Below are 26,193 nucleotides of genomic sequence, written 5' to 3' on the forward strand. Positions count from 1 at the left end.
AATGAATTTGAAAGAAAATACAGAACGTGTTTTTCAACAAATAAAAGATGCAAGTCAGCAGTCAGGAAGAGAAGCTAATTCTGTTTCGGTTGTTGCTGTTACAAAATATGTAGACGTACCGACAGCGGAGGCTTTGCTTCCGCTAGGTGTGCATCATATTGGTGAAAATCGTGTAGATAAATTTCTTGAGAAATATGAAGCTTTAAAAGACCGGAATATTACCTGGCATTTGATTGGTACTTTGCAAAGACGCAAGGTCAAAGATGTCATTCAGTATGTTGATTATTTCCACGCTTTGGATTCATTAAAGCTAGCAGAAGAAATTCAAAAAAGAAGTAACCGAGTTGTTAAGTGTTTCTTACAAGTAAATATCTCAAGGGAAGAGAGCAAACATGGTTTTTCAAAGGAAGAACTATTGGAGCTCTTGCCAGAATTGGCCGCCTTAGATAAAATTGAATATGTAGGCTTGATGACAATGGCTCCTTTTGAAGCTAGTAGTGATGAGTTGAAAGAAATTTTTAAAGCTACGCAGGATTTGCAACTAGAAATTAGAGAAAAACAAATTCCCAATATGCCAATGATGGACTTGAGTATGGGTATGAGTCGTGACTACAAGGAAGCGATTGAATTTGGCTCAACCTTTGTCAGAATTGGTACAGCATTTTTTAAATAGGAAAGAAATATGTCTTTAAAAGATAGATTTGATAAATTTATAGATTATTTTACAGAAGATGGAGAAGATGTTGGTACTACTTATCAGCCTAAAGCTGAAGAGCCTATTGTGACTCCAGTCCCTTCTGTTCAAGAGTTGCCTCAACAAGCTGGTAGCGCGCCATCTAAAGATAAAAACATCACCCGTCTTCATGCCCGTCAACAAGAGTTGGCTATGCAAAGTCAACGTTCTACTGATAAGGTGACAATTGATGTTCGTTATCCACGTAAATACGAAGATGCCACAGATATTGTTGATTTATTAGCTGGTAATGAAAGTATTTTGATTGATTTCCAATATATGACAGAAGTTCAAGCACGTCGTTGTTTGGATTATCTGGACGGGGCACGCCACGTTTTAGCTGGTAACATGAAAAAGGTAGCATCTACTATGTACCTGCTGACACCAGTTGATGTTGTCGTTAATATTGAAGATATTAAAATCCCAGATGAATCACAAAATGGTGAATTTGGTTTTGACATGAAACGTACGAGAGTGAGATAATGCTCTTTCTCATTCGTTTTATTCAAAATGCAGTGGATATCTATTCACTGATTTTAATCATTTTTGCTCTGATGTCTTGGTTCCCAAATGCTTATGAATCACGTCTTGGACGCTTGATTATTAGTTTAGTGAAACCGATAGTAGCTCCCTTGCAACGTTTACCTCTCCAGATTGCAGGTCTTGACTTGTCTGTCTGGATTGCGGTATTACTAGTTCACTTCCTAGGGGAACAGTTGATTCGACTTTTAGTGATCTTTCTATGAACAAGATGATTTATCAACACTTTTCTAAGAATGATTCGTCTTTTATTGATAAGGGAGTAGAATGGATAAAAAAGGTAGAAGATTCTTATTCTCCTTTTTTAACACCCTTTGTAAATCCCCACCAAGAAAAGATTTTAAAGGTGCTAGCATCAACCAACGGCATCTCCTACATGAGCAGTCGGCAGTTTCTTGAAACTGAATATGTACGGGTACTCCTGTATCCTGATTATTTTGAGCCGGAATTTTCTGATTTTGAACTATCCTTGCAAGAAATTGTCTATCCTAATAAGTTTGAACGCTTAACGCATGCAAAAATATTAGGGACTGTTTTAAATCAGCTGGGAATTGATAGGAAGCTATTTGGTGATATCTTAGTCAATGAAGAGAGGGCACAGATTATCATTAATCGACAGTTTATGCTCCTTTTTCAAGATGGTATTACGAAAATTGCTCGTTTACCGGTTCATCTAGAAGAACGGCATTTTACTGAGAAAATTGCTACAGTAGAAGATTATCAAGAATTAGATATCTGTATCGCTAGTTCAAGATTAGATGTTTTTCTAGCAGGTGTCTTCAAGCTGTCTAGAAATCAGGCAAGTCAGTTAATTGAAAAACAGGCAGTCCAAGTTAATTACCATTTAGTTGAAAAATCAGATTATGCAGTTCAAGTTGGTGATCTGATTAGTGTAAGGAAATTTGGTCGATTGAAACTCGTTAGAGATAATGGGCAAACAAAAAAAGATAAAAAGAAATTAACGGTCCAATTGTTATTAAGTAAGTGAGGAAAAATATGCCAATTACATCGTTAGAAATCAAAGATAAAACCTTTAGCACACGCTTTAGAGGGTTTGATCAAGAAGAAGTAGATGAATTTTTAGATATTGTAGTCCGTGATTATGAAGATTTGGTTCGCTCTAATCATGATAAGGATTTACATATTAAGAGTTTGGAAGAGCGTTTGTCTTACTTTGATGAGATGAAAGATTCATTGAGCCAGTCTGTATTGATTGCACAAGATACAGCAGAGCGAGTAAAACAAGCTGCAACGGAGCGTTCAAACAATATTATACAACAAGCAGAGCAAGATGCCCAACGTTTGTTGGAAGAAGCTAAGTACAAGGCAAATGAAATTCTTCGTCAAGCAACTGACAATGCTAAGAAGGTTGCTGTTGAAACAGAAGAATTGAAGAACAAGAGTCGTGTCTTCCATCAACGTCTTAAATCTACAATTGAGAGCCAGTTAGCAATTGTTGAATCTTCAGATTGGGAAGATATTCTTCGCCCAACAGCGACTTATCTTCAGACAAGTGATGAGGCCTTCAAAGAAGTGGTCAGCGAAGTCTTAGGTGACTCTGTCTTACAACAACATCCAGAGGAAGAACCAATTGATATTACTCGCCAGTTTTCTCCCGAGGAAATGGCTGAGTTGCAAGCGCGTATCGAAGCGGCTAATAAGGAACTTGCAGAAGCCGAAGCAAGAGCTGAGCAGGAACAAGTGGTTTCACCAGCTCCGGTTGTTGAAGAAAGTCCAGCTCATCCAGTTGGTCCAATGTATGAAGAGCCAGAAGTAGCTCCTAGCCATTATTCAGGACCAACACCAGCTACTGAAGCTGTAAGCTCAGAACCAGGTTTTGCGGCACCGCAAGAATCTGTTACAATTTTATAAGAAATAATCTGAGAACAATATCTTATCCTTATATTTCCAGCGAGCAGGAGATGGTGTGAGTCCTGCATTCCCTAATGCTAAGATTATCCTCTCAAAAACTCAAGTCTGAATGAAGTAAGATTTGACGTTCCCCACGTTACGGGATAAGAGGGAGAAAGACTAAATCTTTTTCCGAATAAAGGTGGTACCACGATTTTCGTCCTTTTTGGCAATCGTGGTTTTTAATTTGTTATTATTTATAAAGGAGATACCATGAAACTCAAAGATACCCTTAACCTTGGGAAAACAGCTTTCCCAATGCGTGCAGGCCTTCCTACCAAAGAGCCAGTTTGGCAAAAGGAATGGGAAGATGCAAAACTTTACCAACGTCGTCAAGAATTGAACCAAGGAAAACCTCATTTCACCTTGCATGATGGTCCTCCATACGCGAACGGAAATATTCACGTTGGACACGCTATGAACAAGATTTCAAAAGATATCATTGTTCGTTCTAAGTCTATGTCAGGATTTTATGCTCCTTATATTCCAGGTTGGGATACACATGGTCTGCCAATCGAGCAAGTTTTGGCAAAACAAGGTGTCAAACGTAAAGAAATGGACTTGGTTGAGTACTTGAAACTTTGCCGTGAATACGCTCTTTCACAAGTAGATAAACAACGTGAAGACTTCAAACGTTTGGGTGTTTCTGGCGACTGGGAAAATCCATATGTGACCCTGACTCCTGATTATGAAGCAGCCCAAATCCGTGTCTTCGGTGAGATGGCTAATAAGGGTTATATCTACCGTGGTGCCAAGCCAGTTTACTGGTCTTGGTCATCTGAATCTGCCCTTGCTGAAGCAGAGATTGAATACCATGATTTGGTTTCAACTTCCCTTTACTATGCCAACAAGATAAAAGATGGCAAAGGTATTCTTGATACAGATACTTACATTGTTGTCTGGACAACGACTCCATTTACAATCACTGCTTCTCGTGGTTTGACTGTTGGTGCAGATATTGATTATGTTTTGGTTCAACCTGCTGGTGAAGATCGCAAGTTTGTGGTTGCTGCAGAATTGTTGGCTAGCTTGTCTGAGAAGTTTGGTTGGGGTGATGTTCAAGTTTTGGCAACTTACCGTGGTCAAGAATTGAACTACATCGTAACAGAACACCCATGGGATACAGCTGTAGATGAGTTGGTTATCCTTGGTGATCACGTTACCACTGACTCTGGTACTGGTATTGTCCATACAGCCCCTGGTTTTGGTGAGGACGACTACAATGTTGGTATTGCTAATGGTCTTGAAGTCGCAGTGACTGTTGACGAACGTGGTATCATGATGAAGAATGCTGGTCCTGAGTTTGAAGGTCAATTCTATGATAAGGTTGTCCCAACTGTTATTGAAAAACTTGGTAACCTCCTTCTTGCCCAAGAAGAAATCTCTCACTCATACCCATTTGACTGGCGTACTAAGAAACCAATTATCTGGCGTGCAGTACCACAATGGTTTGCCTCAGTTTCTAAATTCCGCCAAGAAATCTTGGACGAAATTGAAAAAGTGAAATTCCACTCAGAATGGGGTAAAGTCCGTCTTTACAATATGATTCGTGACCGTGGCGACTGGGTTATCTCTCGTCAACGTGCTTGGGGTATTCCGCTTCCTATCTTCTATGCTGAAGATGGTACAGCGATCATGACTGCTGAAACTATTGAACACGTGGCTCAACTTTTTGAGGAACATGGTTCAAGCATTTGGTGGGAACGTGATGCCAAAGACCTCTTACCAGAAGGATTTACTCATCCAGGTTCACCAAATGGTGAGTTCAAAAAAGAAACAGATATCATGGACGTTTGGTTTGACTCAGGTTCATCATGGAATGGAGTGGTAGTAAACCGTCCTGAATTGACTTACCCAGCAGATCTTTACCTAGAAGGTTCTGACCAATACCGTGGTTGGTTCAACTCATCACTCATCACATCAGTTGCTAACCATGGCGTAGCACCTTACAAACAAATCTTGTCACAAGGTTTTGCCCTTGACGGTAAAGGTGAGAAGATGTCTAAATCTCTTGGAAATACCATTGCTCCAAGCGATGTTGAAAAACAATTTGGTGCTGAAATCTTGCGTCTTTGGGTAACAAGTGTAGACTCAAGCAATGACGTACGTATCTCTATGGATATCTTGGGCCAAGTCTCTGAAACTTACCGTAAGATTCGTAATACTCTTCGTTTCTTGATTGCCAATACATCTGACTTTAACCCAGCTCAAGATGCAGTCGCTTACGATGAACTTCGTTCAGTTGATAAGTACATGACGATTCGCTTTAACCAGCTTGTGAAAACGATTCGTGATGCTTATGCAAACTTTGAATTCTTGACAATCTATAAGGCCTTGGTGAACTTTATCAACGTTGATTTGTCAGCCTTTTACCTTGATTTTGCTAAAGATGTTGTTTACATCGAAGGTGCTAAATCATTGGAACGCCGTCAGATGCAGACTGTTTTCTATGACATTCTTGTGAAAATCACCAAACTCTTGACTCCAATCCTTCCTCACACTGCGGAAGAAATCTGGTCATATCTTGAGTTTGAAGCAGAAGATTTTGTTCAATTGTCAGAATTGCCAGAAGCAGAGACATTTGCTAACCAAGAAGAAATCTTGGATACATGGGCTGCCTTCATGGATTTCCGTGGACAAGCTCAAAAAGCCTTGGAAGAAGCTCGTAATGCCAAAGTAATCGGTAAATCACTCGAAGCACACTTGACAGTTTATCCAAACGAAGTTGTGAAAACTCTACTCGAAGCAGTAAACAGCAATGTAGCTCAACTTTTAATCGTGTCAGACTTGACCATCGCAGAAGGACCAGCTCCAGAAGCTGCCGTAAGCTTCGAAGATGTTGCCTTCACAGTTGAACGCGCTGCAGGTGAAGTATGTGACCGTTGCCGTCGTATCGACCCAACGACAGCAGAACGTAGCTACCACGCAGTCATCTGTGACCACTGTGCAAGTATCGTAGAAGAAAACTTTGCGGACGCAGTCGCAGAAGGATTTGAAGCGAAATAAGGTTGAAAAATCTAGGGGAAACTCAATTTGAGAAGAAAAGACAACTAATCTTATAGACTATAAAACGCATTGTATCACGTTTTTGAACACCTGATATGATGCGTTTTTATCATGTTAAAACCTTTTTGTCCTGCTATGATTTCAATCAAATCTACATCGTTGTATATTGTGGAAATTCAAAAAGCCCATGAATCATCTGAAAAGCAGATTTCATGAGCTTTTATTGTAATTTTAAATATATTCATTAATCAAGTGTTTAAGATTTAATAGGAGATGCTCTAAAGTTAGGATTGTTTTCTGATACTTATCTGACTGGTAGAGATTTTGAAAATAGTTTTGGATATCGTCTTCAAAATGTTGAGGTAGATAAGAGCAATTGTTTTTTGCGTACTGGAGCATGCGTTTTTCTCCTGGATGGAGCTGCTCATTGAAGGCAAAGAGCAAATCGAAATAAGAAGCGAAAAACTCGCTACTGCGGTGATTGATGCTGAGTAAGTCTTTGCGTTTAAGGGCTTTTTTGATTTGTCTTGAAAAAGCTGGCATAGCTTGGTCGAGAAGCAGGAATTGCTTGTTGATGATATTCTTTTTCAGCTCAGCTGGATAAGGAAGATTGTACTTTTTCTGGAGGGCAGCATAGTGACCATCTTGATCGTAGATAATCTTACTGTTGAGAAGATTGTACCACATACAAGTAGTGTAAGAATTCTGGGCTTGATGCTCTAAAACTACGACTTGTAAATCTTTGTCAAATTCGTCTAAAGAGCGGTAAATCAGCTCGATTTCGATACCATTATTGAGAACACAATCGTCTTCCAATTCCCAAAATTGATTACCGATTTCCATATAGGAGCAGTATTTACTGAGGATTTCTTCTCTGATGTCTGGCGAGAGGGGAGCACTGAGGTAGACATATACATCATAATCAGAGTCTTTGTCAAAATCTTGTCCGGCCCGTGAACCTCCTAGAACTAGAGCTTCTACTTGCTCTAGTTGAGCCAATTCTTTAAAGAGATGTTGTGGCATAATGTTAACCTTCTTTATTTTTTGACATTATTCTAACAAAAAGCAAGGAGATTAGCAAGAGTGAAATGGAAATTTCTTTTCACATATTTGCTTATATTTGTTTAAAGCAATCCCACTGCCAAACAGCTAAATTGACAAACTAAGTTCCACCGCTAATTCAATATGTTTTGTTATAGTGGAGCTCATTTCTAACTCAATCGTCTTACACTTAATTCCACCATAAAATTCGTTTTAGACTAATTTCCACTTTGACCAGCCAAGTGTAAGTTACTTTGATAAGTTAGCTGTTCAAAAGAATTGAAGAATGCTGGCATCATTTTGGGACAAGTTAGAGAATTTATAGTATAATGATGGTTGTGGATTAAATATATCAAAATATATATAGAAGTATTTTTGTTTCTTGTAAGTTTATCTGAGCGAGGAAGCAAAATGCTTCTTCTATTTTGAAATGGATAAAACAATAGAGAGGATATAGAATGAAAAAGTTTTTTGGAGAGAAGCAACATCGTTTTTCCTTACGAAAGTTAGCGATTGGTCTTGTGTCTGCATCTATCTCAAGCTTATTTTATGTGTCCATTGCTAGCAGTGGAAGCGTATTTGCTCAAGAAAATGTAGCTGTTCACTACAAATATGTGACGAATACGGAGCTGAGTGGGCAAGAAAAAGACTTGATTGTAAAGGATATTCCTAAAGTGGCTGAAGATAGTGAGAGCACTTACTATCTAGTCTACCGTATGGATGAGAAAGCCCAACTAGGTCAGTTGCCTAATACCGGTGAGCACAACAATCTGGTTACCGTCCTCACTGGTGGAGCTCTCGCTTCGGTTGGACTCCTTATTTTTGCTATTTCGAGAAATAAAGGCAAAAAGAAAGCACTGTTGAAAGTTGTTTTGGTAACAGGAATGGGGAGTGGCTTGCTTTCTTCAGTTCAGGCTATTGAAAATCAACTCTTGCTCCAATATAATCAAGAATATCAATTATCCCAAGGAGATAGTCTGCCTTTGCCACGCACCCTATCGGGTTATACTTACCTAGGCTATATTAAGCAAGACAAGGATGCTAGTCTGCAAGAAACTGTTGCTAGAGGTCAGAAACTAGACGATATGCTTCAACCTCATTTTCAGACCAAGAATGATGGACAAAAGTCAGGAAATGAGCAGAAAGCTCAGTCTCCAACAAGCCCCGCTGAGAAGCCAATCCCTTCTCAAGATTCATCCAATCCAAAACCGTCTGGTATTGCTAGTGTGGATCCTCAGGATGAAGTCTTGACTGGTCGAGTGAACAAACCAGAGCTCCTATACAAAGACCAAGAGATTGTAACCAAACTAGACTTTGCTGAAGTGGTTCAAGAAAATCCAGAACTAGCAGAGGGAACCATCCATGTCAAACAAGAAGGTCGTGCTGGGAAGAAGATTGAACTTGTTCGCATTTTCACTGTTGATAACCAAGAAATTTCCCGAGAAGTTCTCTCAACTAAAGTAGAAGAAGCCTTGCCACGTGTAGTAGAAAAGGGAACAAAGAAGGCAGTCGCTCCGAGTGAAACACCATTCTCTGCAAGAAAAGGAGAGCCAGAGTCTCAGGCTTCCTTGCCAGAATATAGAGGTGAGCAATCGGGAGCTATTGTAGCCCCAGAGACAGCTGAAAAATCAGAATATAGAGGAACTCAGTCCGGTGCTATTGTCGAACCTGAGACTCAGCCTTCTTTGCCAGAATATAAAGGCGAGCAGTCTGGAGCAATCGTAGATCCTGAACAGTTGCCACCAACACCAGAGTATACAGGAAGTCAATCGGGAGCTATTGTTGAACCTGAGACTCAGCCTTCTTTGCCAGAATATAAAGGTGAGCAATCAGGAGCTGTTGTAGCCCCAGAGACAGCTGAAAAACTAGCCTATACAGGCACCCAAGCAGGAGCAGTCGTTGAACCCGAGCAAGTCGCTCCATCACCTGAGTATCAGGGAACCCAAGCTGGTGCTATCGTCGAACCGGAAAAAGTTGATCCAGAGGTTGGGGGTGTCCAGTCAGGGGCTTTGGTGGAACCAGAAACGACTGACAAACCAGCCTATACAGGCGAGCAGTCTGGAGCCATCGTAGATCCTGAACAGGTGCTACCAACACCAGAGTATACAGGAAGTCAATCGGGAGCGATTGTAGCCCCTGAGACAGCCGACAAACCAGAATATAAAGGTGAGCAATCAGGAGCTGTTGTAGCCCCTGAGACGGCCGACAAACCAGAATATACAGGCACCCAATCTGGAGCCATCGTCGAACCAGAACAGGTATCATCGAAACCATCTTATACAGGCACCCAATCCGGAGCGATTGTTGAACCCGAACAAGTAGCTCCACAACCAGAGTATAAGGGAACTCAAGCTGGGACCATCGTCGAACCAGAGCCCCATGCTTCCTTACCAGAATATAAAGGTGAGCAATCAGGAGCGATTGTAGCCCCTGAGACAGCCGACAAACCAGAATATACTGGCATCCAATCTGGAGCAATAGTCGAACCAGAACAGGCACCATCGAAACCATCTTATACTGGCACCCAATCGGGAGCAATAGTTCAACCCGAACAAGTTGCCCCTCTTCCAGAATATACTGGCAATATTGAGCAAGTAAAACCGGAAACTCCATCTGAAAAACCACAAGAAAAAGATCCAGAAAAAACACTTGAATTAAGAAATGTTTCGGATCTGGAGTTGTATAGTCAGACCAATGGTATTTACAAACAACATGTTTCTTTAGACAGTGTTCCAAGTAATATAGACACTTATTTTGTTAAGGTAAAATCGTCGTCATTCAAAGATGTCTATCTACCTGTCGCTTCAATAACTGCAGAAATAAAAAATGGACAATCCGTTTATAAAATCATAGCCAAAGCTGAGAAACTCCAGCAAGAGCTAGAAAATAAATATGTCGATAATTTCACCTTCTATCTCGCAAAAAAGGCCACAGAAGAAACAACAACCTTTACTTCCTTTAGCAACCTGGTTAAAGCTATCAACAAGAATCTCTCTGGGACCTATCATTTAGCGGCCAGCTTGAATGCTAACGAAGTGGATTTGGGACCTGATGACAGATCTTACATCAGGGGCACCTTTACTGGTCAGTTGATTGGTGAAAAAGATGGTAAGCGGTATGCTATTTACAATTTGAAAAAGCCTCTTTTTGAAAGCTTGAGAGGGGCCACAGTAGAAAAGTTGAGCCTAAAAAATGTCTCTATTTCAGGTAAAGATGATATCGGTTCACTGGCCAATGAAGCTACGGATAACACAAAGATTAAGCAAGTTCATGTCGATGGTGTTCTGGCTGGGGAACGTGGTATCGGTGGTTTGTTGGCTAAGGCAGACCAATCAAGCATCACAGAGAGCAGCTTTAAGGGAAGAATTGTTAATACCTACGAAACGACTGCGGCATACAATATTGGTGGTCTGGTCGGTCATTTGACAGGAGGCAGAGCTTCACTGACTAAGTCAAAAGCGACAGTAGCCATTTCCTCCAACACGAATAGTTCAGATCAGACTGTTGGTGGGCTAGCAGGTCTAGTAGACCAAGATGCGTATATACAGGATAGCTATGCTGAAGGTGATATCAACAATGTCAAGCACTTTGGTAGAGTTGCGGGTGTGGCTGGATATTTGTGGGATCGAAAGACGAATGAGGAACAGCATGCAGGAAGATTGACCAATGTACTAAGTGATGTCAATGTAACCAACGGGAATGCTATTACCGGTTACCACTATAATGAAATGAAGGTGGCTAATACATTCAGCAACAAAGCTAATAGAGTCTACAATGTCACCTTGGTCAGGGAAGAAGTCGTCAGCAAAGAATCCTTTGAAGAAAGAGGAACAATGCTAGATGCTTCTGAAGTGACGAATAAAAAAGCAGAAATCAATCCTCTCACCCCTCCAACAGTGGAGCCCCTTTCAACAAGTGGTAGTAAAGAAAGTGATTTTTCTAAGGTGAAGAATTATCAAGCTCAGCGTGCCTTGGCTTATAAAAATATTGAAAAATTGCTACCTTTCTACAACAAGGCAACCATCGTCAAATACGGAAACCTAGTTAACGAGAACAGTCTTTTATATAAAAAAGCACTCTTGTCTGCAGTCATGATGAAGGATGACCAAGTAATTACGGACATTGTAACCAATAAAAACAGTGCCAATAAACTCTTGCTCCATTACCAGGATCATTCCTCTGAAACATTCCAGCTCAAGTACCAGACTGATTTTGCTAAGTTAGCAGAATATAGTCTAGGAGATACGGGGCTTCTCTATACGCCAAACCAATTCTTGTATAATCAAGAAACGATTATCCGGCAAGTCTTACCAGAATTGAAGAAGGTAAATTATCATTCAGACGCTATTAGAAACACACTTGGTATTTCACCAAAAGTGAAGCAAACCGAGCTCTATTTAGAAGAACAGTTTACTAAAACGAAGGAACATCTAGAAGAAAGTCTGAGAAAACTCTTGTCAGCGGATGCTGGTCTAGTGGAAAACAATCAAGTAATGACAGGTTACATCGTAGATAAAATCAAGCGCAACAAGGAGGCCTTGCTTCTTGGTATGAGCTATTTAGAGCGTTGGTATAACTTTAGCTATGGTCAGGTTAATATTAAAGACTTGGTCTTGTATCACCTTGATTTCTTTGGAAAAGGAAATGCTTCGCCACTAGATACTCTGATTGAGTTAGGTAAATCTGGCTTTAACAACCTTCTAGCTAAGAACAACGTTGATACTTATGGTATCAGTCTTGCCAGCCATCATGGAACGACAGATTTGTTTAGCACGCTAGAAAATTACCGAAAAGTCTTTTTACCAAACACTAGCAACAATGACTGGTTTAAAAAACAGACCAAAGCTTTCATTGTCGAAGAAAAATCCACTATTGCAGAGGTCAAAGCCAAGCAAGAGCAAGCAGGGACTAAGTATTCTATCGGTGTTTATGACCGAATTACTAGTAGTACTTGGAAATATCGCAATATGGTCTTGCCTCTCCTTACCTTGCCAGAAAGATCTGTATTTGTCATCTCAACCTTGTCTAGCCTAGGATTTGGCGCTTACGATCGCTACCGCAACAGTGACTATAAGGCTGGAGATAAACTCAATAAGTTTGTTGAAGATAATGCGCGTGAAACAGCCAAGCGTCAGCGAGATCACTACGATTATTGGTATCGTATTTTAGATAATCAGGGACGTGAAAAACTCTATCGTACGATCCTGCTTTATGATGCCTATAAATTTGGTGATGATCATACTGAAGGAAAGGCTTCAACAATCGCAGACTTTGAGAATTCAAATCCTGCAATGCAACATTTCTTTGGACCAGTTGGTAACAAGGTGGTTCATAATCATCACGGTGCATACGCAACAGGAGATGGTGTCTATTATATGTCTTACCGTATGTTGGATAAGGATGGCGCTATTACGTATACCCATGAGATGACCCATGATTCAGATCAGGATATCTATCTTGGTGGCTATGGTAGAAGAAGTGGTCTTGGTCCTGAGTTCTTTGCTAAAGGCTTATTACAAGCGCCAGATCATCCAAATGATGCGACCATTACCATTAACTCAATTTTGAAACATTCAAAATCAGATAGCTTAGAAGGATCCCGTCTACAAGTCTTAGATCCGACGGAACGATTCAAAGATGCATCCGATCTCCAAAAATATGTTCATAACATGTTTGACCTCATCTATCTGTTGGAATATCTTGAAGGGCAATCAATCGTTAAGAAACTGAATGTTTCCCAGAAAATGGAAGCTCTCAGAAAAATTGAGAACAAGTATGTGAAAGATCCAGCAGACGGAAATGATGTTTATGCTACTAATGTTGTGAAAGATTTGACTGAAGAAGAAGCTAAAAAATTGACGAGCTTTGAGAGTTTGATTGACAATAATATTCTTTCGGCTCGTGAGTATCAAGCTGGCACATATGAGAGAAATGGCTATTTTACGATTAAACTCTTTGCACCAATCTTTTCAGCATTGAGCAGTGAGAAAGGAACTCCTGGGGATCTTATGGGGCGCCGGATAGCTTATGAACTCTTAGCTGCTAAAGGATTTAAAGAAGGTATGGTCCCATATATTTCCAACCAATATGAAGAAATTGCTAAACAAAATGGTCAGACAATCAACCTCTACGGTAAAAAGCAAGGATTAGTGACAGATAAGCTTGTTTTAGAAAAGCTATTTGGTGGTCAGTATTCATCTTGGGCAGCCTTTAAAAAAGCTATGTATCAAGAACGTGTTGCTCAGTTTGATCATTTGAATAAAGTTACTTTTAAAGATCCGACGCAATCATGGATGAGCAATGCCACGAAAACCATTCAAAGAGTAAAAGAGTTGCAAGAACTCATGGACCAAGCTGTTTTACAGGATGCTACAGGTCCTCGTTGGACTATTTATAACCCAGAAACTGACAGTGCCGTTCATAAACTTAAGAGAGCAGTGTTTAAGGCCTATCTTGACCAAACAAATGATTTTAGAACCTCTATTTTTGCAAATAAAAAGTAATGAATTATAGAAGTTCCTAATCAGTATGAGAGGACTTTACTTCCTGACTATCAGAACTTGTCGATTTTAACTAGCTTTTTTGTGAAAAATTGTGTAAAATAGAATAGATAAACGAGGGGAAACCTCGGAAAATTTAAAGGAGAATCCATCTAATGGTAAAATTGGTTTTTGCTCGCCACGGTGAGTCTGAATGGAACAAAGCTAACCTTTTCACTGGTTGGGCTGATGTTGATTTGTCTGAAAAAGGTACACAACAAGCGATTGACGCTGGTAAATTGATCAAAGAAGCTGGTATCGAATTTGACCAAGCTTACACTTCAGTATTGAAACGTGCGATTAAAACAACTAACTTGGCTCTTGAAGCTTCTGACCAATTGTGGGTTCCAGTTGAAAAATCATGGCGCTTGAACGAACGTCACTACGGTGGTTTGACTGGTAAAAACAAAGCTGAAGCTGCTGAACAATTTGGTAATGAGCAAGTTCACATCTGGCGTCGTTCATACGATGTATTGCCTCCAAACATGGATCGTGATGATGAGCATTCAGCTCACACTGACCGTCGTTACGCTTCACTTGACGACTCAGTTATTCCAGATGCTGAAAACTTGAAAGTGACTTTGGAACGTGCCCTTCCATTCTGGGAAGATAAAATCGCTCCAGCTCTTAAAGATGGTAAAAACGTATTCGTAGGAGCTCACGGTAACTCAATCCGTGCCCTTGTAAAACACATCAAAGGTTTGTCAGATGATGAAATCATGGACGTGGAAATCCCTAACTTCCCACCATTGGTATTCGAATTCGACGAAAAATTGAATGTAGTTTCTGAATACTACCTTGGAAAATAATTTGTAAAAAGAAAGCCTAGGAATACCTAGGTTTTTCTTTTTATTCTAGTATCCAACTCTTCGAAAAAGCGTTATAATGATAGTAAAGAGTGACTTGTTTGTAAGAAAGAGAGAAGGACGATGGCTTATATTGAGATGAAACACAGCTACAAGCGTTATCAGGTTGGGGACACGGAGATTGTGGCCAATCGCGATGTGAATTTTGAGATTGAAAAGGGTGAATTGGTGATTATTCTAGGTGCATCTGGTGCAGGCAAGTCAACGGTTCTTAATCTTCTTGGGGGAATGGATACCAATGATGAGGGGGAAATCTGGATTGATGGTGCCAATATTGCAGATTACAGTTCCCATCAGAGAACCAATTACCGCCGCAATGATGTAGGCTTTGTTTTTCAGTTTTATAATCTAGTTTCCAATCTAACTGCGAAGGAAAATGTGGAGTTGGCTTCAGAAATCGTGACAGATGCCTTGGATTCTGAGCAGGTCTTGACAGATGTAGGTCTGGCTCATCGTCTCAATAATTTTCCAGCCCAGCTTTCTGGAGGGGAGCAACAGCGAGTCTCCATTGCACGCGCGGTAGCCAAAAATCCTAAAATCCTCCTTTGTGATGAACCGACTGGGGCCTTGGATTATCAAACGGGTAAGCAGGTTTTGAAAATCCTCCAAGACATGTCTCGTCAAAAGGGAGCGACGGTGATCATCGTGACTCATAATAGCTCGCTAGCTCCTATCGCAGATCGGGTGATTCACATGCGTGATGCCACTGTTATGAGAGTAACAATCAATGAGCATCCACAGGCTATCGATACATTGGAGTATTAGCATGAAAAAAACATACCGAAAAGACTTGCTCCAGTCGGTGACTGCTTCCAAGGGACGCTTTTTATCCATCTTGACCTTGATGATGCTGGGGTCTTTAGCTCTAGTAGGTCTCAAAGTGACTAGCCCCAATATGGAACGTACGGCTGAGGATTATCTCCGTAAAGCAAATACCTTGGATTTGGCAGTGATAGCTGATTATGGCTTGGACAAAGAAGATCAGGACGAACTAAAGACCCTTCAAGGAGCAAGTGTTGAGTTTGGCTATATGGCAGACCTAACCGTTGAAAATAGTGAAGAAGCGGTTCGACTTTATTCTAAGCCAGAGGGAATTTCAACCTTCCAAGTGACAGAAGGGCGACTTCCAGAGGCTGATGGGGAAATTTCCTTGGCAGATTTCTGGAAAGACCGCTATCAGATTGGGCAGACTATCATCTTTAGCAAGAAAGAAGAAGGGAAGCCCGTCATAAAATCCCAATCTTTCACCATTACTGGATTTGTTCAGTCGGGTGAAATCCTTTCTAAAGAAGATTTAGGAGGAGCTAGTAGTGGAAATGGAAGCTTGGCTGGCTATGGAGTGATTTTACCCAGTCAGTTTGACTCAGATGTTTATAGCATTGCGCGTGTGCGCTATGACGATTTAAAAAATTCGGATGCTTTTTCATCAGACTATAGAAGCAAACGAGATCAATATCAGGAAGCATTGCAAGACTTGCTGGCTGATAATGGTCAAAAACGATTAGCAAGTATCAAAACAAATGGGCAAAAGAGCTTGGAAGAGGGAAAAGTAGAACTCCAAACAGCTGAAAGTAACCTTCAAAAAGGCAAGAGTCAGTTAGAACAGGCTGAAAGTCGATTGAAAACGCAAGAAGAACAAGTGACCGCTTTGCCTGAGCCTCAAAAGAGTCAAGCCAAGGAGCAATTGACAAAAGCTAAGGAAGAATTGGCTACAGAAAAAGAAAAAATGGCTCAGACAGAGAGTAATCTAGCCAAGGAAAAAGAGAAGCTTGAACAACACCAGAAAGAGCTTGATGAACTGGCAGAGCCTACTTACCATGTATACAACCGCCAAACCATGCCAGGCGGTCAAGGCTATCTCATGTACAGTAACGCTTCAGCAAGTATTCGTTCTGTCGGGAATATCTTTCCCGTGGTGCTTTTTATGATTGCTGCAATACTAACCTTTACAACTATGACTCGCTTTGTGGATGAAGAGCGTACCAATGCCGGTATTTTCAAGGCCCTAGGTTACCGGAATCAAGATATTGTTGCCAAGTTTGTCCTCTATGGTTTTCTTGCAGGAACTGTAGGAACCGTTTTAGGAACACTTTTAGGACATTATCTCCTTGCAGGCGTGATTTCGGATGTTATAACAGCTGGAATGGTCGTTGGGAAAAGTCAGGAGTATTTCTATTGGTCTTATAGCCTTCTTGCCCTGGCCTTAAGTTGGGTATCCAGTGTCTTGCCAGCTTATCTAGTGGCACGGAGGGAATTGCACGATGAAGCAGCCCAACTTTTGCTGCCCAAACCTCCCGTTAAAGGATCAAAGATTTTGCTGGAACGCCTGAGCTTTATTTGGAGTCGTTTGAGCTTCACTCATAAGGTTACGGCGCGAAATATTTTCCGTTATAAGCAACGGATGTTGATGACCATTTTTGGAGTTGCGGGTTCGGTTGCTCTCCTATTTGCAGGTCTTGGCATTCAGTCTTCTGTGGGAGGAGTTGTCGATCGTCAATTTGAACAAATCCAGCAATACCAGATGATTGTAGCGGAAAAGAGCAGTGTAGCGGAGAAAGAAAAAGCAGACCTAGAAAGTGCCTTGCAAGCTGAGCCTATCCATGCTTACCAAAAAATCTACTCTAAATCCATTGAAAAAGATTTCAAAGGAAAAGCAGGACTTCAGACTATTACCATAATGGTTACAAGCCGAGAAAGTTTCAAACCCTTTATCGCATTAGAGGAAAATGGCCAAGAGGTGCAGGTCACAGATGGAGCAGTCGTAAGTCAAAAACTAGCTCAACTAGCAGATGTTACGGTTGGAGATAAGCTGGAGCTTGATGGAAAAGAAATCAGGGTCGCGGCTATTTCTGAAAACTATGTTGGACACTTTGTTTATCTCAACCGAGCGACATACGAACAAGTCTACGGTACCAGTCCACAAGACAATACCTACCTAGTAAAATTAAAAGAGCCAACACCATTAAATACGGAGAAAGAAGCTGCGGCCTTTATGAAAAAAACTGCTGTTTCTGGGGTGGTTCAAAATGCAACGGCTATCCACCTTTTTGAATCTGTAGCCAATTCTCTCAATAAAACCATGGCAATCCTTATCCTTGTTTCCGTCTTGCTAGCCATTGTCATTCTTTACAATCTCACCAATATCAATGTGGCAGAACGTATCCGTGAACTTTCCACCATCAAGGTTCTCGGTTTCCATAATAAAGAAGTGACCCTCTATATCTACCGCGAGGCCATGGTGCTGTCCTTTGTGGGGATTGTTCTCGGTTTGGTAGCCGGCTACTATTTACATCAATTTTTGATTCAAATGATCTCACCTGCCACCATACTTTTTTATCCGCGGGTCAGCTGGGAAGTCTATGCTCTTCCAATCGTCGCAGTGACTGTGATATTAGCCTTACTGGGGATCTTTGTCAATCACCACTTGAGAAAAGTAGATATGCTTGAAGCCCTGAAATCAGTAGAGTAGATCAAGTTTTTAAAAAAGTAAATCAGTTGACAAAGTCTCTGCTTCTTGGTAGAATAAGAACTGTCGTAAAGACAAATAACTTCTTCTTGGTTACAGGCATGCCAACCTGTCACTCGGATGAAGCCAAATAAAAAGGAGAAACATCATGGCAATCTCAAAAGAGAAAAAAAATGAAATCATCGCACAATATGCACGTCACGAAGGTGATACAGGTTCAGTAGAGGTTCAAGTTGCTGTCCTTACTTGGGAAATCAACCACCTTAACGAACACATCAAACAACACAAAAAAGACCACGCTACTTACCGTGGATTGATGAAGAAAATCGGTCGCCGTCGTAACTTGCTTGCATACTTGCGTAAAAACGATGTTAACCGTTACCGTGAGTTGATCAACTCTCTAGGACTTCGTCGTTAATCTTGCGTCTAAAATGTTTCTATACTTCGTTGGCTTCGCCTCGATGTACCATCAGTACAATCTTCGGCTTGTCGCCTAGTCTATAAACGTTTTATACAGCAAGAATTAAGCTCTCTGACTTCAGAGGGCTTTTTACGTTGTCACCTTACCTCGATATACTCAAGTATTATCTTTACTTACGGTTCCTAGCACTATAAGGTAAAATAAACCAGATTTTCTCCCTTCTTGGAGATTTTATCTTTTTTGCCAAGTGCTTAGGCCGTGTTCAATTGAGCATAGCTTGATAATGAAGCTAGTCTAATTAGGTAGCTTTTAAGATATAAAACTATTTTATTATCTAAATATAGAATAAGTTAGGGCTTGCATTCAAAACATGGTATAATAGGTCTATATAGCTAAATAAAGTAAACCTATCACAAGGGATTAAGAAAAAGGATAGAACAGTCATGTCAACAGTAAAAAGTGATTTAAATCTTGCTCAAATGTATGCGAGTCAGCTGAAAAATGCTTGTCAATCGTTAACAGCAATTGCTGTGGCTAGTCAAGATGATCGAACGACCCTTCAAGGGAATAACAAAGCCCATCAATGTCTGACAAAGTCTCAAAATCTAGCTAGTCAGATTTCTGCAGCCGTTACCCTGACTTCAGAACGACTGCACTCTATAGCGAGTGATTTTGAGGCGTTAGATGAAGCGGGTGCCAATGGTTTTAGGAGTCATGCATGAGCAAGTTGGATGAGTTGAAGAAAAGAGAGCGAGAACTCTTGTACCAGCTAGAAGACAATGGAAAAGAGAAATATAGCACCAAAGAACTGATAGAAACCTTTGAAGGGTATGATAGAGCTAGTCACCGTTATCAAAATGATTTGTGGGAGGCGGCCTATCAGAGCCGATATACAGGACAGTTGGAAGAAACACTCCTACAAAGAAACCAACTTAAAAACCAAATTCTTGAGAACCTCAGCTACCGCATGGATGATTTGAAAAAAGAAAAGTTCCGGTTAGAGGGAGACTTGGATGAGGTCTACTATGAAAGACGCAAAGAACTAGAAAGAGAGGAGGAAAAAAGACATGGGCATTGATATGTACTTAGAACAATCACAACTACAAAGTTCGAGTGTAGCAACCATGTGCCAATCTCAGGTGGAGGCTTATCAAGACTTGCAATCAGCCATTCAAAAGTTTTCAGAGGATACAGAGAGTCTAAAGGGCGATGCTTATAATTCGGCTAGAAGTTTTTTTGCAAGTGTCTTATTACCCTTGAGCAAAGGGGGACAGCTCTATGCGGAAACCTTCTCTCAAGCTATCAAGAAATTGCCAGAAGACTACCAAACGATGGTCGACAGCAAGAGTTGGCGGGAGGATGATCTACTTGATAAGATCCGCCAGGAAGAGCAAATGATTGCTTATCTTGATGAAGTCAACCAATCCCTTTCTAGCTTGACCATGGATAGTGAAGAAAAGGGAAGATTGAGACGCAGTAATGTGGAACTCATGCGAGGACATCACGCCAATAAACGTGTCTATGAAACGATTTTGAGAGACCTGCGCGCCTATGATAGCTATTCAGGAGGACTGTTCGATGAACTAGACAGTATCGATGTGCAGTTGAGTCGCGGACTGGCCCAAATCGAAACGAGTTGGGATGCAAAGACAGGGGTCTTTAAAGTCCCATCTGACCTGACTTGGGCCAACTACCTGACTGCCTATTCTGACACAAAGGATATGAAGCTTAGCCGTCAGGAGAAAGCCTTTGTCCAAACCATGATAGCAGAATACGGCTTTGACGCAGAGACAGCCCAACAGCTCTTGACCATCAAGCAAGGGATAGACAAGAAGTTCCCAACCTCAAGTCAAGAGTTCCGTGACTATATCTTTTTGCGAGTCGTCGGTGCAGCCTACTATGATGGCTTTAAGTGGAATGAAACAGCAGGTGGATTGGGGCATTATTTTTATAAAGAATTTGTGAGTGATCCGCAGACAGGCCAAAAATTGAGAACATTGAAACCAATAGTTGAAATTTATCAAGAACTGGGATTGAAAGAAGAAAATGCCAAAGAACTGTATTATAATCTTAGATTACAGCATGAGATGGCAGGTGGTGAATATGACAGTATCGATGACATTAAGACTGCTGATAAAGAAAAAGGCTCAAATTATTATGCTTCTTATAAAAAATCATTTGAAGAAGTTTATGGAACTGGGATTGATTTTGATACGTTTTGGGATAGCAAACTGAAGGCCTATTCTAACAATGGAGCGGGCCATGCAGACTTTACCCACCAGTCCATCACTATGGCGACTCACCTTAGTCCTAATCAAGTTCAGTTAGCTGATGTCTATGGCGGTAGAGAGCATGTCAAGAATCTTTCAGGCTGGGAGGGAGATACGACCTTTAATGCAAACGATATGAAGCCAAGCATCGGAGAGGATGATTACAAGGCAGACTTAGACTCGGTCAACCTTATCGGTCGGATGCAACAGGGGCAATCCTATGACCAAGCTATCTCTTCCTACTATGCTGACCTACAAAAATACTCCTCTCAGAGAGAAAGAGAATTCTTAAAAAATAAGGATTGGAAAGAGGTCAGAAGGACTATCTATTCTAGCCTAGCACCTGCGTATATACTGAAAAAGGGTGAGTCATCTATTAAAGAATATATTGAGAAAAAATATCCAGATGTATCTACATTTTTAAATCGTTTAGAGGCTGTGGCGGACTAGGAGGAAAGTTATGAAGAAACTACTAGGTATAATAGCGTTAATGTCGTTAATCATATTCATCTGTTTTTGTTTTTTTCCTAAACAACCTAAAAACATTTTTGATGAAATCTACCAGGAGACAGAGAAAACCTATCGTACAAATAATATTTTAAGAAACATAGATGGCTTTAAAATCAGAGCAGGTTGGCCAAGTGATGACCCAAATATTTCCTATACTCCTTTTGGAAAGTATGAAACTCTTCCCAAAGGCTATAGTGATATAACCATTAACTTTAATTTTGGAGAAGGTATAAAGGGGGTATCGATTCGTTTTGAAAGAAAGACGGATTCGAATATTACCCTATGGTATTCGGCACACTATAATATGCAAAAGAAAGTGCTCAAAAAGAAACTTGCGATTTTTGAAGAGCCAAGGAAACCAGGTCAATTTATTGATGATGAAGAAAAAGTAAGAGAATATTTAAGAAAAAATAATATTTCCAAAGAAGATTTAGACAAAGACTATGATGAAATCATCAACCAGAAAGTCTTGAAGGACTGGTGCTCGATTTATGACAGCAAGTTCTCGCCAAGTAACTATGGCGATGTCAAGATTGAAACCCAGTGGGAGAATTGGTGATAGCCATGCAGACTTTACCCACCAGTCCATTACTATGGCCACCCATCTAAATCCTAGCAGTTTCCAGTTATCAGATATCTATGGTGGTAGAGAGCATGTCAAGGACCTTTCAGGCTGGGAGGGAGACACGACCTTTAATGCTACGGATAAGAAGCCAAGTATCGGAGAGGATGACTACAAGGCGGATTTGGACTCGGTCAACCTTATCGGCCGTATGCAAAATGGGCAATCCTATGACCAAGCCATCTCTTCTTACTATGCTGACCTTCAAAAAGACTCCTCTCAGAGAGAAAGAGAATTTTTGAAAAATAAGGATTGGAAAAAGGTCAAAGGTACAATCTACGCAGGGGTAGCGCCTGCGGATATACTGAGAAAGGGTGAGGCATCTATTAAAGAGTATATTGAAGAAAAATACCCAGAAGTATCCGCATTTTTAAATCGTTTAGAGGCTGTGGCAGACTAGGAGGAAAAGTTAATGAGGAAACTACTAGGTATAACAGCGTTAATGTCGTTTATCATATTCATCTGTTTTTACTTTTTTACTAAACAACCAAAAAATATTTTTGATGAGATTTACCAAGAAACTGAGAAAACCTATCGAACAAATAATATTTTAAGGCATATAGATGGCTTTGAAATTAGTCCAGGTTGGCCAAGTGATGGAGAGTATTCTAAATATTATCCGTTTGGAACTTATAATAAAGACCATACCCCAGAAGAGTATTTTGAAGTAGAAATTAGTTTTAATTTTGCTACAAAAACACAGTTAAGTTCAATCTCATTTGAAAAGCGAATCGGGCCAAACGTTAGAGTTCGCTTATGGAATAAATATATTCGTAAGGATCGTGTTTTGAAAAAATTTGTCAAAATAGGTTTGAAGAAAGCAGATACGGAAACTTATATTGAAGACGAAGCTCAGGTAAAATCCTACCTAGAGCAGTACGGTATCACTGCCAAGGATTTGGATTCTTACTACGACGAAATCGTCAATCAGAAAGTCTTAAAAGACTGGTGTACCATCTATGACAGCAAGTATTCGCCAAGCAATTATGGCGATGTGAAAGTCGAAACCCAGTGGGAGAATTGGTGATAACATGAAGAAAATACTAGGTGTTTTAACAATATTAGTATTACTAGTATTATTTTGTTTTTACTTTTTTCCTAAACAACCTAACAACATTTTTGATGAGATTTACCAAGAAACGGAGAAGACCTATCTAGGAAATAATGTCTTTAACAAGTTGAAAGATGTTGAAGTACATAAATATCAAGAGTATAGTGATGATTCTAAATTTTATCCAAGTATTGTCTATGAGAGAAATGCTTTGCCAGATAGCTATGAGAAAATTGCTATAGATTTTAATTTTAAATCCGAAGCTCAATTAAGCTTGATTTCATTTGAAAAACGGATAGAGTCCAACGTTAGTATAAAAATGTGGACTGTATATTCTCATAAAGAACGTAGTTTAAAAAAATTTGTAAAAATAGTTTTGAAGAAGGCAGGTACGAAAAATTATATCGAAGACGAAGCTCAGGTGAAATCCTACCTAGAGCAGTATGGTATCACTGCTAAGGATTTGGATTCTTACTACGACGAAATCGTAAATCAGAAAGTTCTGAAAGATTGGTGCTCGATTTATGACAGCAAGTACTCGCCAAGCAACTATGGAGATGTCAAGGTTGAAACCCAGTGGGAGAATTGGTGATAGGCCATGCAGACTTCACCCACCAGTCCATCACTATGGCGACTCACCTTAATCCTAATCAAGTTCAGTTAGCCGATCTCTATGGTGGTAGAGAGCATGTCAAGGACCTTTCAGGCTGGGAAGGAGATACGACTAAAAATGCTACGGATAAGAAACCAAGTATTGGCGAGGATGATTACAAGGCAGACCTTGATTCAGTCAATCTTATCGGCCGTATGCAACAGGGGCAATCCTATGACCAAGCTATAACTTCTTATTACTCTGACCTTCAAAAGGATCCCGCTCAGAGAGAAAGAGAATTCTTGAAAAATAAGGATTGGAAAGAGGTCAGAAGTACTATCTATGCCAGTATCCTTCCGTTAGAGGTTATGGAAAAAGGAGAAGATGCTATTAAAGCATATATTGAAAATAACTATCAAGGTGTGTCCAAGTTTTTAAATCGCTTGGAAGCCGTGGCGGATTAGGAGGAAATCTATGAAGAAAATACTAGGTGTTTTAATAATAGTAGTATTACTTGTATCAGTTTGTTTTTACTTCTTTACGCATCAACCTAAAAATATTTTTGATGAAATCTACCAAGAAACAGAGAAAACCTATCGCACAAATAATATTTTAAGAAATATAGAAGGTTTTGAAATTGATGATGTCTGGCCAAGTGATGACCCCAATATTTTGTATACTCCGTTCGGATTATACAACAAAGAGAAAACACCGTCAGATTATTATGAGATAGAAATTGGGTTTAATTTTGAATATACATCTCAATTAAGCTCCGTTACATTTGAGAGGCAAGTAGGACCAAACACGAGAGTTAGGATATGGAATAAATATACTTATCAAGACCGTACTTTAAAAAAATTGTCAAAATAGGTTTGAAGAAAGCAGATACGGAAACTTATATTGAAGACGAAGCTCAGGTGAAATCCTACCTAGAGCAGTACGGTATTACAGCTAAGGACTTAGATTCTTACTACGATGAAATTGTAAATCAGAAAGTCTTGAAAGATTGGTGCTCTATTTATGACAGCAAGTACTCGCCAAGCAACTATGGCGATGTCAAGGTTGAAACCCAGTGGGAGAATTGGTGACAATATGAAGAAAATCCTAGGCCTAGTAGTCTTATTCGTGATAATCATATCATCTTGTTTTTACTTTTTTATCCGTCAACCTAAAAATATTTTTGATGAAATTTACCAAGAAACGGAGAAAACCTATCGGTCAAATAATATTTTAAGAAACATAGATGGGTTTAAAATCAGACCCGATTGGCCTAACGATGGAGAATATTTTGCATACACCCCTTCAGGGAAGTATCAAACTCATCCTGAAGGTTATAAAGACATAAGTATTAGCTTTAATTTTGGAGAAGGTATTAAAGGGATGACGATTCGTTTTGAAAGAAAGACTAATTCGAATATTACCCTATGGTATTCGGCTCACTATAATATAAAAAAGAAAATACTCAAAAAGGAGCTTGCGATTTTTGAAGAGCCAAGACAACCAGGCCAATTTATTGATGATGAAGAAAAAGTAAGAGAATATTTAAGAAAAAATAATATTTCCAAAGAAGAATTAGAGAAAGACTTTGACGAAATCGTCAACCAGAAAGTTCTGAAAGATTGGTGCTCGATTTATGACAGCAAGTACTCGCCAAGTAATTATGGCGATGTCAAGGTTGAAACCCAGTGGGAGAATTGGTGATAACATGAAGAAAGTGATATAACTGTTCTCACTATCCATGTTTTGCCTACACTTATCAATTGTTCTAGAATTGCAGCCTCAATAAAAATGAACCTTGGTCAAACGGCCAAGGTTCATTTCTTCTATGCAAGTTTTTCTCTCTTCTTATCTGGATTCCATACGAAGCTTGCGATAAAGCTGAAGATGATAGTTAGGATAGCGAGGATAATGGCAAGGATGAGGGCAGGGATGCGGATAAGCCACCAGAGTGGGTTTGGTTTTTTATTATTGTGCCATTGTTTCGTTTCTTGGTCCAAACGTTGAAATTCTGCTTGGATACGATTGGCGACTGTTTCAATGCCTTCATCACTCATTTTCTTGATATCTGAGATATCAATTGGATTTCCAAAGTTCATATCGACACGTTCACGACTAATCAAGCCCTTCAAAGTCATGGGACCTGTGTAGGTAACCGGCATGATACGAACCTTGGCCATTTTGGCAATCAGAGCTACGCCACCCTTGACATCGTTTGAGTGTCGGCTTCCACTTGGAAACATGATGAGAGAGCGGTCACTTTTTTTGAGAACATTGATAGGATATTTGATGGCTGAGGCGCTAGGATTTTCACGGTCGATAGGAAAGGCACCACACATACGAATCCACCAGCCAAAGATACGGTTGGTAAAGAGCTCTTTTTTGGCCATAAAGATAAATTGTTTTGGTTTGGTCGCAAAGGCCATATAAACTGGATCCCACCAGGTGCGGTGAGGCGCAACCAGGATATAATTTTCATCTTGATTAGGAATTTTATCGGTATTATGGTAGTGGGCATTGCCATTGATGGACCATAGTAGCAATACAACCAATCCACGTAAATAAGTATAAAACATGCGATCTCCTTCGATTCTTTTCTTGTTAATATTATACCTTATCAAAGGAGGG

Annotated in this window: 22 protein-coding genes and 1 pseudogene; 21 read left to right on the plus strand and 2 right to left on the minus strand. The window is 40.1% G+C overall.

Annotation, left to right across the window (positions count from 1 at the left end; genetic code table 11):
• The first annotated feature begins 1 nt into the window (after position 1).
• From QM409_RS08710 to ileS, 6 genes are all read left to right on the plus strand, one after another.
• A complete protein-coding gene (locus QM409_RS08710; RefSeq protein WP_084926185.1) occupies positions 2-673 on the plus strand; it encodes a YggS family pyridoxal phosphate-dependent enzyme in 672 nt (223 codons plus the stop codon).
• Positions 674-682: 9 nt separating this feature from the next.
• Positions 683-1,216: a cell division protein SepF gene (locus QM409_RS08715; protein ID WP_084926183.1), complete on the plus strand. Its 534-nt coding sequence runs from the start codon at positions 683-685 to the stop codon at positions 1,214-1,216.
• Entirely contained in the window at positions 1,216-1,479 is a 264-nt protein-coding gene (locus QM409_RS08720) for a YggT family protein (protein ID WP_261115946.1), read from the plus strand. The genes QM409_RS08715 and QM409_RS08720 overlap by 1 nt, the downstream gene beginning before the upstream one ends.
• Entirely contained in the window at positions 1,476-2,261 is a 786-nt protein-coding gene (locus tag QM409_RS08725; protein WP_414305545.1) for an RNA-binding protein, read from the plus strand. Before QM409_RS08720 ends, QM409_RS08725 begins: the two co-directional genes overlap by 4 nt.
• A gap of 8 nt (positions 2,262-2,269) precedes the next feature.
• Positions 2,270-3,145, plus strand: coding sequence for a DivIVA domain-containing protein (locus tag QM409_RS08730; RefSeq protein ID WP_049502424.1), 876 nt, complete (start codon positions 2,270-2,272; stop codon positions 3,143-3,145).
• Positions 3,146-3,397: 252 nt separating this feature from the next.
• Positions 3,398-6,190, plus strand: coding sequence for an isoleucine--tRNA ligase (gene ileS, locus QM409_RS08735; RefSeq protein ID WP_414305544.1), 2,793 nt, complete (start codon positions 3,398-3,400; stop codon positions 6,188-6,190).
• Between the two features lie 231 nt (positions 6,191-6,421).
• On the opposite strand, the gene QM409_RS08740 is transcribed toward ileS, so the two are convergent.
• Positions 6,422-7,213, minus strand: a complete 792-nt coding sequence (locus QM409_RS08740; RefSeq protein ID WP_261141606.1) for a DUF4037 domain-containing protein — start codon at positions 7,211-7,213, stop codon at positions 6,422-6,424.
• A gap of 476 nt (positions 7,214-7,689) precedes the next feature.
• Between QM409_RS08740 and QM409_RS08745 the strand changes: the two genes are divergently transcribed.
• The 15 genes and pseudogenes from QM409_RS08745 (at position 7,690) to QM409_RS08815 (ending at position 25,269) form a co-directional block, all read left to right on the plus strand.
• Positions 7,690-13,734, plus strand: a complete 6,045-nt coding sequence (locus QM409_RS08745) for a ZmpA/ZmpB/ZmpC family metallo-endopeptidase (protein ID WP_414305543.1) — start codon at positions 7,690-7,692, stop codon at positions 13,732-13,734.
• A 152-nt stretch (positions 13,735-13,886) separates the two neighbouring features.
• Entirely contained in the window at positions 13,887-14,579 is a 693-nt protein-coding gene (locus QM409_RS08750) for a phosphoglycerate mutase (RefSeq protein ID WP_414305542.1), read from the plus strand.
• Positions 14,580-14,699: 120 nt separating this feature from the next.
• On the plus strand, positions 14,700-15,401 hold the full coding sequence (locus tag QM409_RS08755) for an ABC transporter ATP-binding protein (RefSeq protein ID WP_414305541.1): 702 nt from the start codon (positions 14,700-14,702) through the stop codon (positions 15,399-15,401).
• Positions 15,397-18,105, plus strand: a complete 2,709-nt coding sequence (locus QM409_RS08760; RefSeq protein WP_414305552.1) for an FtsX-like permease family protein — start codon at positions 15,397-15,399, stop codon at positions 18,103-18,105. Before QM409_RS08755 ends, QM409_RS08760 begins: the two co-directional genes overlap by 5 nt.
• Before the next feature lie 145 nt (positions 18,106-18,250).
• Positions 18,251-18,520, plus strand: a complete 270-nt coding sequence (gene rpsO, locus QM409_RS08765; RefSeq protein ID WP_001018251.1) for a 30S ribosomal protein S15 — start codon at positions 18,251-18,253, stop codon at positions 18,518-18,520.
• Positions 18,521-18,966: 446 nt separating this feature from the next.
• On the plus strand, positions 18,967-19,245 hold the full coding sequence (locus QM409_RS08770; RefSeq protein WP_261015434.1) for a TIGR04197 family type VII secretion effector: 279 nt from the start codon (positions 18,967-18,969) through the stop codon (positions 19,243-19,245).
• Positions 19,242-19,601 (plus strand): hypothetical protein, encoded by a 360-nt coding sequence (locus QM409_RS08775; protein ID WP_414305540.1) that lies wholly within the window; start codon positions 19,242-19,244, stop codon positions 19,599-19,601. Before QM409_RS08770 ends, QM409_RS08775 begins: the two co-directional genes overlap by 4 nt.
• A complete protein-coding gene (locus tag QM409_RS08780; RefSeq protein WP_261015438.1) occupies positions 19,591-21,243 on the plus strand; it encodes an LXG domain-containing protein in 1,653 nt (550 codons plus the stop codon). The genes QM409_RS08775 and QM409_RS08780 overlap by 11 nt, the downstream gene beginning before the upstream one ends.
• Positions 21,244-21,253: 10 nt before the next feature.
• Positions 21,254-21,862: a TipC family immunity protein gene (locus tag QM409_RS08785; RefSeq protein WP_261015444.1), complete on the plus strand. Its 609-nt coding sequence runs from the start codon at positions 21,254-21,256 to the stop codon at positions 21,860-21,862.
• The gene (locus QM409_RS08790; protein ID WP_261015449.1) at positions 21,828-22,325 is read left to right on the plus strand and encodes a hypothetical protein; all 498 of its coding nucleotides are present in this window, start codon (positions 21,828-21,830) and stop codon (positions 22,323-22,325) included. The genes QM409_RS08785 and QM409_RS08790 overlap by 35 nt, the downstream gene beginning before the upstream one ends.
• A 12-nt stretch (positions 22,326-22,337) precedes the next feature.
• Entirely contained in the window at positions 22,338-22,952 is a 615-nt protein-coding gene (locus tag QM409_RS08795) for a TipC family immunity protein (protein ID WP_414305539.1), read from the plus strand.
• Positions 22,953-22,956: 4 nt separating this feature from the next.
• Positions 22,957-23,568 (plus strand): TipC family immunity protein, encoded by a 612-nt coding sequence (locus tag QM409_RS08800; RefSeq protein WP_414305538.1) that lies wholly within the window; start codon positions 22,957-22,959, stop codon positions 23,566-23,568.
• Positions 23,565-24,032 carry a hypothetical protein gene (locus QM409_RS08805; protein ID WP_414305537.1) on the plus strand — a complete coding sequence of 156 codons (468 nt, stop codon included), beginning with the start codon at positions 23,565-23,567 and terminating at the stop codon, positions 24,030-24,032. Before QM409_RS08800 ends, QM409_RS08805 begins: the two co-directional genes overlap by 4 nt.
• 10 nt (positions 24,033-24,042) lie before the next feature.
• Positions 24,043-24,656 (plus strand): annotated as a pseudogene (locus tag QM409_RS08810) (TipC family immunity protein).
• Between the two features lie 4 nt (positions 24,657-24,660).
• A complete protein-coding gene (locus tag QM409_RS08815; RefSeq protein WP_414305536.1) occupies positions 24,661-25,269 on the plus strand; it encodes a TipC family immunity protein in 609 nt (202 codons plus the stop codon).
• A 122-nt stretch (positions 25,270-25,391) separates the two neighbouring features.
• Here the strand turns inward: QM409_RS08815 and QM409_RS08820 are convergent, their stop codons facing one another.
• Positions 25,392-26,141, minus strand: a complete 750-nt coding sequence (locus QM409_RS08820; RefSeq protein ID WP_414305535.1) for a lysophospholipid acyltransferase family protein — start codon at positions 26,139-26,141, stop codon at positions 25,392-25,394.
• Between the last annotated feature and the right edge of the window lie 52 nt (positions 26,142-26,193).

The sequence above is a fragment of the Streptococcus mitis genome (assembly GCF_047465045.1).
Taxonomy (GTDB): domain Bacteria; phylum Bacillota; class Bacilli; order Lactobacillales; family Streptococcaceae; genus Streptococcus; species Streptococcus mitis_DT.